Annotated in this window: 13 protein-coding genes; 4 read left to right on the top strand and 9 right to left on the bottom strand. The window is 42.2% G+C overall.

Annotated elements, in window-relative coordinates; all coding sequences use genetic code 11:
* Positions 1-88 precede the first annotated feature (88 nt).
* On the top strand, positions 89-631 hold the full coding sequence (locus F3J02_RS08160; RefSeq protein WP_167248789.1) for a cysteine hydrolase family protein: 543 nt from the start codon (positions 89-91) through the stop codon (positions 629-631).
* Between the two features lie 273 nt (positions 632-904).
* Here F3J02_RS08160 and acs read toward each other — a convergent pair whose 3' ends face one another.
* The gene (gene acs / locus F3J02_RS08155) at positions 905-2,848 is read right to left on the bottom strand and encodes an acetate--CoA ligase (RefSeq protein WP_167248532.1); all 1,944 of its coding nucleotides are present in this window, start codon (positions 2,846-2,848) and stop codon (positions 905-907) included.
* Positions 2,849-3,185: 337 nt separating this feature from the next.
* Here acs and F3J02_RS08150 point away from each other — a divergent pair, with 337 nt between their 5' ends.
* Both F3J02_RS08150 and F3J02_RS08145 read left to right on the top strand, forming a co-directional pair.
* Positions 3,186-3,749 carry a DUF805 domain-containing protein gene (locus tag F3J02_RS08150; RefSeq protein ID WP_167248531.1) on the top strand — a complete coding sequence of 188 codons (564 nt, stop codon included), beginning with the start codon at positions 3,186-3,188 and terminating at the stop codon, positions 3,747-3,749.
* A gap of 131 nt (positions 3,750-3,880) precedes the next feature.
* Positions 3,881-4,852 carry a mechanosensitive ion channel family protein gene (locus F3J02_RS08145; RefSeq protein ID WP_167248530.1) on the top strand — a complete coding sequence of 324 codons (972 nt, stop codon included), beginning with the start codon at positions 3,881-3,883 and terminating at the stop codon, positions 4,850-4,852.
* On the opposite strand, the gene F3J02_RS08140 is transcribed toward F3J02_RS08145, so the two are convergent.
* The 5 genes from F3J02_RS08140 to prfB all read right to left on the bottom strand — a co-directional run bounded on the left by F3J02_RS08140 (position 4,841) and on the right by prfB (position 9,630).
* Positions 4,841-5,551, bottom strand: a complete 711-nt coding sequence (locus F3J02_RS08140) for a 16S rRNA (uracil(1498)-N(3))-methyltransferase (RefSeq protein WP_167248529.1) — start codon at positions 5,549-5,551, stop codon at positions 4,841-4,843. The genes F3J02_RS08145 and F3J02_RS08140 overlap by 12 nt on opposite strands.
* A complete protein-coding gene (locus F3J02_RS08135) occupies positions 5,548-6,867 on the bottom strand; it encodes a 3-deoxy-D-manno-octulosonic acid transferase (protein WP_167248528.1) in 1,320 nt (439 codons plus the stop codon). The genes F3J02_RS08140 and F3J02_RS08135 overlap by 4 nt, the downstream gene beginning before the upstream one ends.
* Before the next feature lie 110 nt (positions 6,868-6,977).
* Positions 6,978-8,042, bottom strand: coding sequence for an alkene reductase (locus F3J02_RS08130; RefSeq protein WP_167248527.1), 1,065 nt, complete (start codon positions 8,040-8,042; stop codon positions 6,978-6,980).
* Positions 8,043-8,069: 27 nt separating this feature from the next.
* Positions 8,070-8,372, bottom strand: a complete 303-nt coding sequence (locus F3J02_RS08125) for an ArsR/SmtB family transcription factor (RefSeq protein WP_010590065.1) — start codon at positions 8,370-8,372, stop codon at positions 8,070-8,072.
* A gap of 162 nt (positions 8,373-8,534) precedes the next feature.
* Positions 8,535-9,630, bottom strand: a protein-coding gene (prfB, locus tag F3J02_RS08120; protein WP_096089470.1) for a peptide chain release factor 2 whose coding sequence is annotated in 2 segments (ribosomal slippage) — positions 8,535-9,557 and positions 9,559-9,630 — 1,095 coding nt in all. Because the reading frame shifts where the segments join, the coding sequence is not laid out codon by codon here.
* Positions 9,631-10,041: 411 nt separating this feature from the next.
* Between prfB and F3J02_RS08115 the strand changes: the two genes are divergently transcribed.
* Positions 10,042-10,809: a putative porin gene (locus F3J02_RS08115; RefSeq protein ID WP_167248526.1), complete on the top strand. Its 768-nt coding sequence runs from the start codon at positions 10,042-10,044 to the stop codon at positions 10,807-10,809.
* 43 nt (positions 10,810-10,852) lie between these two features.
* Here the strand turns inward: F3J02_RS08115 and recJ are convergent, their stop codons facing one another.
* From recJ to glmM, 3 genes are read right to left on the bottom strand one after another with little or no spacing between them, the layout of a single operon-like run.
* Positions 10,853-12,553, bottom strand: a complete 1,701-nt coding sequence (gene recJ, locus F3J02_RS08110) for a single-stranded-DNA-specific exonuclease RecJ (protein ID WP_167248525.1) — start codon at positions 12,551-12,553, stop codon at positions 10,853-10,855.
* The gene (pdxH, locus tag F3J02_RS08105) at positions 12,554-13,204 is read right to left on the bottom strand and encodes a pyridoxamine 5'-phosphate oxidase (protein WP_167248524.1); all 651 of its coding nucleotides are present in this window, start codon (positions 13,202-13,204) and stop codon (positions 12,554-12,556) included.
* A gap of 13 nt (positions 13,205-13,217) precedes the next feature.
* Positions 13,218-14,555: a phosphoglucosamine mutase gene (glmM, locus tag F3J02_RS08100; protein ID WP_167248523.1), complete on the bottom strand. Its 1,338-nt coding sequence runs from the start codon at positions 14,553-14,555 to the stop codon at positions 13,218-13,220.
* Between the last annotated feature and the right edge of the window lie 111 nt (positions 14,556-14,666).

Genomic DNA, 14,666 nt, shown 5'->3' with positions numbered 1-14,666 from the left:
AAACCAGCAACAATGCTTTCATTTGAATATAGCCGATTTCTCAATTTCGCCCTACTCTTGTTTTATCTTAATGCTGGAAGTAAAAATGATGAAACAAGCCTTACTGATTATTGATGTTCAAAACGATTATTTTAAAAATGGCAAGATGGAATTGGTCAATCCAGACCTCGCTCTGGCGAAAACCAACCAATTAGAAGCTCATTTTATTCAAAATAATTTACCGATTATTTATATTCAGCATATTAATCCTGCCTCAGCCAGTTTTTTTCAGGAAAATACCATCGGTGTTGAATTACACCCGCAACTGAAAATCACCGATCAATCATTGATTGTCGAAAAGCATTTCCCCAATAGCTTTCTAGAAACCAATCTTCAAGCCATCCTTGAACAGCATCAAGTTGAACAGTTAGTGATCACAGGTATGATGACCCATGTCTGTATTGACTCAGGGACACGTGCAGCCAAAGAACTTGGCTACCAACCCATCGTGATCGCGGATGCCACTGCAACTCGTGATCTCGAACATGAAGGTAAAAGCGTCAAAGCAGCAGATGTTCAAACGGCGTTCTTATCTGCACTGGGTTTCTTCGCCACTGTACAAAACACTGCAGATTTTTTAGGAAACCATTAAATAATGGAGTTCTTTCAAAAGTCAAAAAATGATCAATCATTGGTAAAAAATTAGTTTTGAAAGTCCCATCTCCCTTTGGGATGAGGGCTGCAAGTCCGCAAGAGGATGAGGAAAATTCTTCATATAAATCCTCTCCCTAGCCCTCTCCTTTAAAAAGGAGAGGGAACTTTCATTGCGAACTCAATACTACTTAAAAAATGACTTATGCAAGAATTCTAATGCTGATAAAAAAAGAGCGTTCAATCGAACGCTCTTTTCACATTTAAATCGGGTTTATCGGTTTGGATAAACCGTAGCAATCAAATGATCAACCACAGCGGGTTCTGCCAGTGTTGAAGTATCACCAAGCGTATCAAGTTCATTGGCAGCAATCTTTCTCAAGATACGGCGCATGATTTTACCTGAACGGGTTTTGGGCAAAGCAGGTGCCCAATGCAGTGCATCTGGGGTTGCCACAGGACCAAGTACTTTACGTACCCAATTCACCAGCTCTTTACGTAGCTCCTCAGATTCAGCCACATCGGCTTGTAAAGTGACAAAAGTACAAATCCCCTGTCCTTTAATATCATGCGGCATACCCACCACAGCAGCCTCTGCAACTGCTACATGCGAAACTAAGGCGCTTTCAATCTCGGCCGTACCTAAGCGATGCCCCGATACGTTGAGTACATCATCGACACGTCCCGTGATCCAATAGTAGCCATCCGCATCACGACGTGCGCCATCACCTGTGAAATAGTAATTTTTAAAGGTCGAGAAATAAGCCTCGATAAACCGTTGTGGATCACCCCAAATGGTTCGCATTTGACCCGGCCAGGAATCCTTAATTACTAGATTACCTTCGGTTGCTCCCTCTAGCTCATTACCCTCTCCATCCACTAGTGCTGGCTGTACCCCAAAGAATGGACGTGTTGCAGACCCTGGTTTTAAGGCTGTTGCACCCGGCAATGGTGAAATTAAAATGCCACCTGTCTCTGTTTGCCACCATGTATCGACAATTGGGCAACGGCCTTCACCGACCACTTCATGATACCAATTCCACGCTTCTGGATTGATCGGCTCACCCACCGAACCGAGTAATCGTAAGCTACTGCGGTTACTTTCACGTACATAAGCATCACCTTCACGCATCATGGCGCGAATCGCAGTCGGTGCCGTATATAGAATGGTGACGTTATGCTTATCGATCACATGACCAATACGCGCCCATGTTGGATATTGTGGAATCCCCTCAAACATCACCGTGGTAGTGGCATTACTCAGTGGACCATAGAGTAAATAACTATGGCCTGTAATCCAGCCCACATCTGCGGTACACCAATACACATCATCTTCACGTAGATCGAAGACTTCTCTAAAAGAGGTGTTGACATAAACCAGATAACCGCCTGTTGTATGCAATACACCTTTCGGTTTCCCTGTTGAACCCGAGGTGTACAAAATGAATAAAGGGTCTTCTGCTTTCATTGGTTCTGGTGGGCAGTGTTCGTCTACCTCCATGATGGCAAGGTGATACCAAACATCGCGTGGTGCATTAAACTGAATTGGATTACCCGTGCGATGCACCACGATGACGTTTTCAACGCTACTGGTGCCATCAATTTCTAAAGCTGCATCGACGTTTTCTTTCAGTGGCAATAACTTTCCACCACGCATGCCAGCATCTGCAGTAATCACTAGCTTTGCTTGACAATCTTCAATACGACTGGCCAAGGAGTCTGGTGAAAAACCACCAAACACCACACAATGCACTGCACCAATACGCGCGCAGGCCAACATGGCAATCGCTGCTTCAGGCACCATAGGCATATACAGTACGACACGATCACCTTTGCCAATGCCTTGCTTCTTTAACACATTGGCAAAACGACATACTTCGTCATGCAGTTCAGAAAATGAGATGATTTTATGACGTGAAGGGTGGTCACCTTCCCAAATAATGGCAGGCTTTAATGGATTATCTTTAAGATGACGATCTAAGCAATTGGCTGAGACATTCAGCTCACCATCGGCAAACCATTCGATTTTGAAATTGTCTTGATTAAAACTGGTATTTTTGACCTGTGTAAATGGTTTGATCCATTCAATCTTGTTGGCTTCCTCTGCCCAAAATGCTTCTGGTTGCTCAATCGAATGCTGGTAACGTTTGAAATAGTCTGCTTCAGAGATTCTTGCCGTTTCTTTGAATTTATCAGGCACTGGGTAGATTTCTTTCATAGCTCACTTCCTTGGTTTTTTATCTCATACCTTAGATGTTCTCATCTATTACACGGGTATGTTTTGTTCTCACTTGCAGTATTGACACCATTTACAAGCGCAAACAATGCGGCTTTGGTCGTAGAAATGTCAGGGCTTTTAATCTTTCGACCTTGACTAAGTTATAGGCTAAAATAGCAAAGCCGACGCTTTTACGATCAATTTATTTTCAAAAATTTACTCAAAATAATTTAAATTTGAACTGCTTGTCTATGCTTTTTGTTTTTAAAATAAGTGATTATTTTGATCATTGCCAAGACCACAAAAGATTTAATAAGCAAAAAAATAGGAACGCTCTATGTTTGATCCCGCAACAACTGCTCAAGTGCAGCCAACGAGTGACTATCCACTCTCCCCAACTGGTCGCTTCAACCGCCTCAGCTACATCGCTTGGTATGGTTTACTCAGCTTCATATGCATGGCTGCTTTTTTCGGTATTTTTGCCTTCGCTGGTCTTTTTAGTCTCAGTCATGTCGATGAGACTTTCTTTTCTACATTTTCAGGTATTACCATCTTTGCTCTGATCGCACTGTGGTTAGTCGCATTTTATTTCCAAATCGTATTTCTCATTCGTCGCCTGCATGACCTGAATAAAACAGGTTGGCTATGTTTACTGCTCTTGGTTCCTGTGCTGCAATTTTTATTTACTTTATATGCCTTATTGGCACCTGGAACACCGCATCGCAATGATTATGGTGATGTTCGTCCATCCAGCGCATGGGAAAAAATACTCGCTTGGATCATGATTCTGTTTAGTCTATTCATGATGTTTGGTGTCTTTGTTTTTGCATATTATTTTGCCAGCCCAGATGTATGGGATGCACCAACTCAGATCATTCAAAATACGACCGAATATTTTTAATCGACCGCATTCAGCGAATTGATTTGATCATCATGGGAAGTAAAAACTGAATTTTGCATGCGTGTTGGCAATAAATTCATTATGATTGCTACCCTTATTTATTCCTTCCTTTGCGAAATAGAGATCTTGCTGTGGCAAATGAACAAACAACATTGACTGAAGTGGCAAAAGATACAGGTGCGCTGATTCATCAAGCCAGCACCAAGACCACTGAAACGGTTTTGGCCCATACTGAAAAGTACCACGATGCCTATACCACGATTGATAAAATCATGGACAGCTTTTGGGAGCGTATTCCCTATATTGGTATCGCAATCACGGTATTCATTATCTTTTGGTTACTCACTAAGTTGTTTAAACTCTTTATTCGTAAGACTTTAGAAAATCGCAGCTATACCCGCCAAAACCTAGTATTGGTGCTCAATCGGGTCGGTAGTACCTTTATTATCTTCTTTGGCTTCTTGATCGCGCTGGTGATCGCTATTCCGGGCTTCACACCAAGTCAATTGATTGGTGCGCTCGGTATCGGTTCCGTTGCGATCGGTTTTGCTTTCAAAGATATTTTTCAAAACTTACTGTCAGGGATTCTGATTTTGATCAGTGAACCTTTCCGTATCGGTGATGATATTGTCGTCAATGGCTTAGAAGGAAACGTCGAAGATATTCAAATCCGAGCAACCTTCTTACGCTCACCAGATGGCCGCCGTATTGTGATTCCCAATGCGACGGTCTACACCAGTGCTGTTACGGTTAATAATGCCTATCAACGCCGTCGTTGCGAGTTTGTGGTCGGGATTGGCTATGAAGATGACATGCAAAAAGCCAAGAAGATTATTCTCGATATTCTGGATCGCAATTTGAATGTGCTGAGTCAACCAGGCTTCTCGGTCAATGTCACTGCACTGGCAGATTTCTCGATTAATTTAACGGTACGCTGGTGGGTCAATACCACTGAAACGACCACTTCAGCATCTATCAGTGAGATTCAAGAACTGGTCGTCACTGCTTTTGATGAGAAAGGCATTTCAATTCCTTACCCAGTACAGGAAGTCAAAGTCTATCGTGGTGATCAATCTGAACAGAGCAATGCTTTAGACAAATAATCGCCCTAAAATATTCGATACAGCTGTTTCAGTTCGCAAAATTCGGTTGCCTAAGCTCATTGCTTGGCAGCCGTTTTTTATGAGTAGATCGATCTCATAAGGAATAAATCCTCCTTCTGGCCCAATAATCACACTACAAGGCTGTTGAACTGCATACGGCATTGGCTGCTCAGCATAAGGATGCGCCACATAAGCAGGCTGTTCTGCGCTGATTAACGTCGGTAGAACATCTTCAACAAAAGGTTTAAAACGTTTATAGAGTTGGATTTCAGGTGCTATGGTATCGCCCGCCTGTTCTAAACCCAAAGTTATATAATCATTGAGTTGCTGTAAAAACGGTGTTTGCCAATAGCTTTTATCGACCCGATAACTATGAATCAAGCTAATCCGCTCCACACCCAAGGTCACCGCATCCATGATGATACGACGCAATACTTTAGGACGTGGCAATGCAAGAATCAGGTGTACGGGAAGCTTTGCAGGAACTGCTTCTGTTTGAATGGGACGAACAGTAATACATTCTTCGCTGATAGCGACCACCTTCGTTAAGTATCGCTGACCTGCACGAATCCCAACTTTTAAGGTATCACCAACATTGAGCTGTAAGTGCTGAGCTAAATGCTGTAATTGTCTCGGCTGGCTAATCTGCCATGCATCCACCGAACTACACTGTTCGGTTTCAAGTAAAACAATATTCATGACAATGCTGTTTGCTGTAAATAGTGATCAAGACACTGAATATGCTGCTGTAATGAGCCTTTATTTGCTTGCAGAACCCGCTGAGCCTGTTGAACCAATTGCTGAGTCTGTGCATTATCCCCTAGGCAGGCTAATAACTGCTGCCCCACCTCTGGTGCATCCTCTCCAATCAGAATCCCTTGCTGAGCCACAAACTCATCCACAATGGTTTGAAAATTGAAATAACGTGGACCAATGACGGTGGGCACATTCAAGACCATCGGCTCTAAAATATTATGCCCACCACCTGGCTCATTCAATGACCCACCAACAAAACAGGCTTGGCTCAAGGCGTACCATAACCACATTTCCCCCATACTATCAGCAAGAAATACTTGGGTATCCGCTTGAATAGGTTGTTGCAGACTACGGCGTTGGGTTTTTAAATTTAAACTTTGACAGACTTGGTATACTTCATCAAAACGTTCAGGATGACGCGGCACCACAATACAGAGTAAATTCGGATTTGAATTTAAATGCGGCTGCAATTGTTTCAGTAAACTTTGTTCTTCGGGTGCATGTGTACTGGCCAAAGTGATGATCTGACGATCCCCCAAGTGCCAAGCTTGTCTGAGTTGCTGCGCTTGCACTACAAAGTGCTCTGGTGCAGCAATATCAAATTTAATATTACCAACTACCTGACTTTTGGCTTGATCAAGACCTAAAGCGACATAACGCTGCTGGGTTGCCACATCTTGTGCCAATAGCCAAGTGAGTTGTTGCAGCATGGGTTGAGTTAAACGGCGAACTTTGCCATAGCCTTTGGCTGATTTCTCTGACAAACGCGCATTCAATAAAATACAGGGAATCTGTTGCTGTTGTGCTTGAGCAATAAGATTTGGCCAGATCTCTGTTTCAACCAATGCCAACAGTTTGGGTTGATACAGATTAAAAAATTGTTTTAATAATGCTTTTTGATCGACAGGCAAATAGACCGCCTGAAATAAATCGAGATAAGGGGTTTTTAAAAACAGTGATTTTGCCCGTGCTTGCCCCGTCTTGGTAGTATTGGTCACTAAAACTGGATGACCTAATTTTAAATAATGTTCTATTAACGGTTGAGCCGCGTTGGTTTCACCAACAGATACCGCATGGAACCAAATTGTCCCCAAATTTTTAGGTGACTGGAACGGCCCAAAACGCTCAATACATTCCTGTTGAAACAGCGCATCACTTTCAGCCCGTTGTTTTATTTTCCAGCGGTACAATGGCTTGATACAGGCCAATAGAACGTTATACCAAAACGGTGTTTGCTGTGCTGCTGTATTCTGCGCCATCCGAGACCATAATTTACAATGTGATTCCTGCTCATTATGCGGAATTTAAAACAAAAACTCATGCAATTTTGGTAAATCACATGAGTCATTTTTTTAAGTTTTAAAACAGATTAAGCTTCTAACTGCTCAAAGGCAGGATAATCTGTATAACCTTCAGCACCATCACCATATAAGGTTTGTGGTTGAAGTGGATTTAAAGGTAAATCATGTTGCAAACGTTCAAATAAATCTGGATTCGCAATATATTGCTTACCGAATGAGACTGCATCCGCTTGGCCTGTTGCCAAAATACGTTTCGCAGAATCCGCAGTTAAACCTTCATTGGCAATCCACACACCTTTAAATTTCGGGCGTAATTTTGGTAACACACTATTCTCAGCTTCATATTCACGCGTGAAAATAAAACCAATATTGCGTTGATCTAATTGCTCAACCACATAACCAAAAGTTGCTAATGGATTTTCATCGCCCATATCATGCGAATCACCGCGTGGAGCAAGATGTACACCCACTCGACCAGCGCCCCATACTTCGATGAAGGTATCGACAACTTGTAGTAATAAACGCGCACGGTTTTCAATTGCACCACCGTATTCATCATCGCGATGATTAGTGCTACTTTGCAGGAATTGATCAATCAGGTAACCATTGGCTGCGTGTAATTCCACACCATCAAAACCAGCAGCTTTTGCCTGTTCTGCTGCATTTTTATATTGCGCAACGATTTCTTGAATTTCTTCATGTGATAAGGCACGTGGTGTCACAAAAGGACGCTTTGGACGAAGTAAGCTCACTTCACCCGCAGGTTGAATGGCACTTGGCGCCACAGGTGTATCACCATCCAATAAGTCTGGATGTGAAATACGACCGACATGCCACAGCTGAACCACAATTTTTGAACCTTGTGCGTGTACGGCTTCAACAATTTTATGCCATGCCTGCGCTTGTTCTTGTGACCACAAACCTGGCGTATTGGCATATCCCGCTGCTTTTGGACTAATCACCGTTGCTTCGGTAATAATAAGGCCAGCATTGGCACGTTGTTGGTAATATTCCACCATCAAATCGTTTGGAATACGCTGTGCACCACTACGCGCTCTTGTTAAAGGAGCTAAAACCAAGCGGTTTTTAATCGTGAAATCACCTACTTGCAAAGTAGAATTTAGTTCAGCCATGATCGCCTCAACTTACACTTCTTCGATTTAAAGTGCTTGTTTTAAATGTTCGATATATTGCTGAATCAAAGCTTCATTGCGCGTGAAATAAGACCACTGCCCATATTTCTCAACCTTAATCAAACCTGCCTGTTGTAGTACAGACAAATGATTCGACATGGTCGATTGTGCAACTTTTCCTAAACGCTCGATGTGCCCTGCACATACACCACGTTCGAAACTACCACCACATTGCTCAACGGGTAGAAATTGCTCAGGCTCTTTTAGCCATTGCAAAATCTGTCGACGTAATGGATTGGCTAAGGCTTTGCTTATAACATCAATATCCATAGACTCACCACGTTTCTCAAGCAGCAACGCTTTGTTCAGCACCTCAACTCAGTATATCGAACTTTTTAAATATTAATATCCATTTTTTTCGATATTAATATCTTATTTTTTCGATTAACTGGCAGATGCTGAACGAGATTGCCGTTTTAATTGGATTAAAACTTATAAACCTTGTTTCAAACTTGCTTCGATGAACTTATCCAAGTCACCATCTAATACTGCTTTGGTATTGGAATTTTCCACACCAGTACGCAGGTCTTTAATGCGTGAATCGTCTAGTACATACGAGCGAATCTGACTTCCCCAACCGATATCTGACTTCGAGTCTTCTAAAGCTTGAGCTGCTTCATTACGTTTACTCATTTCGAGTTCATAAAGTTTGGCACGTAATTGCTTCCACGCATGGTCACGGTTGGCATGCTGTGAACGTTGGTTCTGACACGCCACCACAATTCCTGTCGGTGCGTGAGTTAAACGAACTGCAGAATCGGTTTTGTTAATGTGCTGACCACCCGCACCCGAAGCACGGTAAGTATCGGTACGGACATCGGATGGATTGATATCAATCTCAATATTGTCATCAATCTCAGGCGAGATAAACACGGCTGAGAATGAAGTATGACGGTTGTTATTACTGTCAAATGGAGACTTTCGCACTAAACGGTGTACACCACTTTCGGTACGTAACCAACCATAGGCAAATTCACCATCCACACGGATGGTTGCTGATTTAATTCCAGCGACATCACCGTCTGACACTTCCATCAATTCAGCTTTAAAGCCATGACGTTCGATCCAACGTAGATACATACGCAATAACATCGAAGCCCAGTCTTGCGCTTCTGTACCGCCTGAACCAGATTGAATTTCAAGGAAGCATGGATTTGGATCCATCGGATTACTGAACATACGGCGGAATTCAAGATTGCCTAAGGCCTGTTCAGCACTGTCTAATTCGGCTTGAACATCCAACAATAAACTTTCATCATCCGCTTCAACCGCAAGGTCAAGCATGGCTTTTGCATCGTCTAACTGTTCAGCAAGACGATCAAATACACCTAATGTGTTTTCTAAACTGCCCTTTTCTTTTGCGATGGCCTGAGCACGGCTTTGATCATTCCAAATCGCAGGGTCTTCTAATTCTCTTAAAACTTCTTCTAAACGCTCAGCTTTTAGATCGTAGTCAAAGATACCCCCGTAGTGTTTGGCTACGATCAGATAAGTCTTTCAATTGGATTAAATACGGATTAATTTCCACGCGTCTGTTCTCACACTATTTTTTCACTTAATCCACTATTTTAACATAACTGCTTTAGTCGACACAGCCATGTCATTTTCAATACATTGCTTTATTAAAATTAGTTTTATAAATAAATTTATTTTATCTTTGAAATATTTCATGGTGCTGATTTTGATCAGCCTATTGTGCAAAAATTAGACTAATCACACTAAAACACACAATCTCTCCTAAGTTTTAATAAATCAAAACATTGATTTTTTATTAAATGATATCAATTAGATAAAATGTCAAAATTACAAGTCAATTACATTCGTACACTCCAATTACGTTCTTACGATTGACGCACTTATTATTTCAACTAGACTGGAAGTTGTAACAAAACATGTAATCAACATTCATTTGGTTCATTATCTCAAAAGGGGCATAACCATGAAAAAATTAGCAATCGCATCAGCACTATTATCTGCAATTGCAGTAACAGGCACTGCTCATGCTTATCAAGCTGAAGTCGGTGGTGCATACACTTATACTGATTGGGATGATTTTGATGGAACTCATAGTTTTGGTGTAGATGGTAAATATTACTTTAATCCAGTACAAACACGTAATGCACCTCTTGCAGAAGCAGCATTCTTAAATCGTGCGAGTAATGTTAACGCAAAAGTAAATTACGCTAATAATAATGGTGTAAAAGATTCACAATATGGCGTAGGTGTAGAATACTTCGTACCCAACAGTGATTTCTATTTAAGTGGTAATATTGGCCGTAATGAATTTGAAGTCGACAAGACACCTGTAGATCAAAAAGTGACAACATATGGTGCTGAAATTGGTTATTTACCAGCACCAGGTTTATTACTTGCATTAGGTGTTAAAGGTTACGATGAGAAAAATGGTAAAGATGGTGCAGATCCAACTGTTCGTGCTAAATACGTAACTCAGGTTGGTGGCAATGACATTAACCTAGAAGCATATGGTGCCTTTGGTGATCTTGATGAATACCGCGTAAAAGGCGATTACTACCTTGATAAAACATTAAGTGTTGGTGCAGATTATTACAACAATGACTTAACTAACCGTGATGAATGGGGTATTTCTGCGAAGAAATTCCTTAATCGACAAGTGAGCTTAGAAGGCCGTGTAGGCTTCGGTGATGACTACAATACCTATGGTATTCGTGGCGCATACCGTTTCTAATTGCTAATCAGCAATAAAAAATCCGCTCATCAGAGCGGATTTTTTATTGCTTTAAATAAGCGATTTGCAATTGTAGACTGGTGTTGCCATTAAACACATTCCGCTCCAAGGTATAGACTAAATCCACATAACCCAGCATTGGATTAAATTCAAAACGGCCCATCGCATTAAATGCAATCGCATCTATGGAATGTGACCCGACCGCCAATTTAAGTTTTAGATGTTGCTCTTTAAGCCAACGATAATCGATCACTTTGAATCGTCCCTCAAATTGAGGCAGTGGAAACTTCTGTCCCCAAGGCCCAAGTTGCTCAATCCAATCCAGCGTCCCTAAATGTAAATCCGCATCGCCGAGCTCGCCATCAGTCCATAAAGTTGCTGTGAATAAATCATCATCCATTTCGGCAATAGCTTGAGTGAAAGCGATTTTGAATGCATCAAAATTTTCTTTTTTCAGGGTTAAGCCCGCGGCAGCGGCATGCCCACCGAAATGACTGACCAAATGAGGATATTGTTCTGCAACCTGCTCAATAGTATCGCGGATATGAATACCATCAATCGACCTTGCTGAACCTTTAATATGAATCCCATCTTCATCAGGAGCAAAAACTAAACTTGGACGATGAAATTGCTCCTTTAAACGTCCAGCCACAATACCAATCACACCTTGATGCCATTGTTCATCAAACATCACCAGCGCTGCAGGTAAATGCTCTTTTTCAAACTGAATATGTTGCAAAGCACTTAACGCTTGCTGCTTCATTTCAGTTTCAACTTGACGACGTTCGGTATTTAGCTGATTCAACTGCTGTGCAATTGGATAGGCTGTTTGCATATCGGCAGCGAGTAAACACTCAATTCCGATCCGCATACTTTCCATTCGACCAGCCGCATTGATTCGAGGACCAACGACAAAGCCTAAATCTTGTGCACGCAAACTGGCTGCATTACGTCCTGCAATATCCAACAAGGCTAAAATACCCGCACGACATTGATGTTGCTGAATCCGCTTTAATCCAGCATCAATCAAGATACGGTTGTTATAATCCAAACTGGCGACATCGGCATAAGTGCCCAATGCGACCAAGTCGAGATACTGGGTCACTTTACTGCTGCTTTTGCCTTGCTGGCTGCGTGAACTGGCCAATTTCGCCAATACATAAAAAGCCACCCCAACCCCAGCCAAAGCTTTACTTGAGAACTCACAGCCGAGTTGATTCGGATTGACTACTGCCTCCGCACTAGGTGTCGGCTTGGTGGTTAAATGATGATCGGTAATGATCACCTGCATACCTAAAGTTTGGGCAGTATCCACACCTGCATGGCTCGATATACCATTATCCACAGTGATTAAAAGATCTGGCTGATAACTTTGTTTTGCCAATTCAGCAATAGCAGGAGTAAGCCCATAACCATACTTAAAACGATCAGGCACCAGATATTCAACTCTGGCTCCCATATCTTGCAGAACAAGAACCATTAAAGCGGTACTGGTCGCACCATCGGCATCATAATCACCGACAATCACAATCTGTTTTTGCTGATCAATTGCTTGATCAATCAAAGTAACTGCCTGCTCCAATCCCTTAAGTTCTGGAGATAGCAAGTGCTTGAGTTTTAACTCCAGCTCTTGTTTAGACTGTACACCACGCCTTGCTAGAATTTCAGCAATAAAAGCAGGCACGCCCTGAAACTGTTCAGGGCGTGTCAGCAATGGTCTTTTTTGAATTTGGATCTGGATCATTTATGGCATCAAACGTTGGATAGTCCAAAGACCATTTTGCTTTTCATAACTTAAACGGTCATGCAAGCGATTTGGTCGCCCCTGCCAGAACTCATAATAATCAGCTTCTAAGCGATAACCGCCCCAAAATTCAGGCTTATCCAGTTCTGCTTGAGCTTGGCTTTGTAGCGCTTGAAAGCGTTGTTGCAATAACTCACGGCTTTCTATGGCACCACTTTGCGGGGTACTGATATGTGCAGCAATCTGACTATCACGCGGACGTTTATGGTAGTAATCTGTCGATTCTTGTTCAGAAATCTTGATGACCTTACCACCAATACGCACCTGACGCTCTAAACTTGGCCAGTAAAACAGCAGCTCAGCATAATGGTTTTCTGCTAAGTCCAAGCCTTTTTGGCTGTCATAATTGGTATAGAAATCATAGCCAGCTTCTGTCGCACCACGTAATAATACTGTACGAACGTGCGGACGTCCTTGAGTATTTGCTGTCGCTAATGACATCGCATAGGGTTCATGTAAATTGGCAGCTAATGCATGATTAAACCAATTCAGAAACTGTATATGCGGCTCAGCACTGATTTGGGCTTCATGTAATTCACCCTGCTCATAGCTCAAACGCAGCTCACTGAGATCTTTAATCACATCACTCATGATGGCTCCCCCCTTAAGCAGCTTGGGCTTGAGCGCGTACTGCATCCGCCAAATGATTGGCCAAAGCCTCAACTTCTTGCTGCTGATCACCTTCCACCATGACACGAATCACAGGTTCTGTGCCTGATTTACGAATCAATAAACGACCTCGGCCTTTTAGTTGCTGTTCCGCTTTTTCAAATTCTGCAACCAAGGCAGGAATCGAATAAGGGTCGATCATATGTTGCAAGCGAACATTGACCAACACTTGAGGGAATAATACAAAGCCGTCCACCAACTCATGTAAGGCTTTGCCTTGTTCAACCATCACCGTAAGCACTTGTAACGCTGCGATAATTGCATCACCCGTTGTACTCTTATCCAAAGTCAGAATATGACCTGACGGCTCACCACCTGTGACCCAATTCTTTTCTTCTAGGGCTTGTAATACATAACGGTCACCGACTTTGGCACGAACAAAGCCAACCTCAGCTTTTTGTAAAGCCAACTCAAGTGCCATATTACTCATGACTGTGCCCACCACGCCCTCTGGCTTATGTTTTGCCTGAGTTGCAAGGATATACAAGATATGGTCACCATCAATCAATTGACCATTTCTATCCACCATCACCACACGGTCAGCATCACCGTCGAAGGCAATCCCCACATCAGCTTGATGTTCCAACACCGCCTTCTGTAATTGTTCTGGGTGGGTTGAACCACAGTTCTCATTGATGTTTAAACCATCAGGCTCATTAAATAATGGGATGACTTTAGCACCAAGCTCACGGAACACCGATGGACCTACGCTATAGGCTGCACCATTCGCACAATCCACTACGATTTTTAAATTACGTAAGTCAAAATGATACGGGAACGTCGATTTACAAAATTCGATATAACGACCATTGGCATCTTTAACACGCACACTCTTACCTAGATTTGCGGTGTCATCAATCAGCAACTCTTTTTCCAGTTCCTGATTGATCTGGTCTTGTAATACATCTGGAAGTTTTTTGCCTTCACTCGAGAAGAATTTAATACCGTTATCAAAATAAGGGTTATGTGATGCTGAAATCACGATCCCTGCGTGTGCGTGTAGTGCGCGAGTTAAATGCGCAATTGCAGGTGTTGGGAGTGGGCCCAATAAATGGACATAAACACCCGCAGCATTCAAACCTGCTTGCAATGCTGCTTCTAAAATATAACCAGACAAACGTGTATCTTTCCCCAACACTACAATCGGTTTATTTTTAAGACTATTTCTTTTTAATACTTTCCCTGCAGCAAAGCCAAGTTTTAATGCGAACTCTGGGGTAATAGGCATTTGTCCAAATTTTCCGCGAATTCCATCAGTACCAAAATAACTCATCTTTTACTCACTTTCTTATCTTTTATATGGTGTGGAACCATATCTTTCTTCATCTTATTCACTTTACACCAAAACGAAAAAACCGTCAGTGGACTGACGGTTTTTCTGTCA

It is taken from the genome of Acinetobacter sp. Tr-809, assembly GCF_011753255.1.
Lineage (GTDB): Bacteria > Pseudomonadota > Gammaproteobacteria > Pseudomonadales > Moraxellaceae > Acinetobacter.
This window is presented reverse-complemented; position numbering and strand designations above follow the sequence as displayed.

Coding starts and splice junctions, on each gene's coding strand:
- F3J02_RS08160 (WP_167248789.1), top strand. CDS start 89: ATGAAACAAGCCTTACTGATTATTGATGTTCAAAACGATTATTTTAAA.
- acs (WP_167248532.1), bottom strand. CDS start 2,848: ATGAAAGAAATCTACCCAGTGCCTGATAAATTCAAAGAAACGGCAAGA.
- F3J02_RS08150 (WP_167248531.1), top strand. CDS start 3,186: ATGTTTGATCCCGCAACAACTGCTCAAGTGCAGCCAACGAGTGACTAT.
- F3J02_RS08140 (WP_167248529.1), bottom strand. CDS start 5,551: ATGAATATTGTTTTACTTGAAACCGAACAGTGTAGTTCGGTGGATGCA.
- F3J02_RS08135 (WP_167248528.1), bottom strand. CDS start 6,867: ATGGCGCAGAATACAGCAGCACAGCAAACACCGTTTTGGTATAACGTT.
- F3J02_RS08130 (WP_167248527.1), bottom strand. CDS start 8,042: ATGGCTGAACTAAATTCTACTTTGCAAGTAGGTGATTTCACGATTAAA.
- F3J02_RS08125 (WP_010590065.1), bottom strand. CDS start 8,372: ATGGATATTGATGTTATAAGCAAAGCCTTAGCCAATCCATTACGTCGA.
- F3J02_RS08115 (WP_167248526.1), top strand. CDS start 10,042: ATGAAAAAATTAGCAATCGCATCAGCACTATTATCTGCAATTGCAGTA.
- recJ (WP_167248525.1), bottom strand. CDS start 12,553: ATGATCCAGATCCAAATTCAAAAAAGACCATTGCTGACACGCCCTGAA.
- pdxH (WP_167248524.1), bottom strand. CDS start 13,204: ATGAGTGATGTGATTAAAGATCTCAGTGAGCTGCGTTTGAGCTATGAG.
- glmM (WP_167248523.1), bottom strand. CDS start 14,555: ATGAGTTATTTTGGTACTGATGGAATTCGCGGAAAATTTGGACAAATG.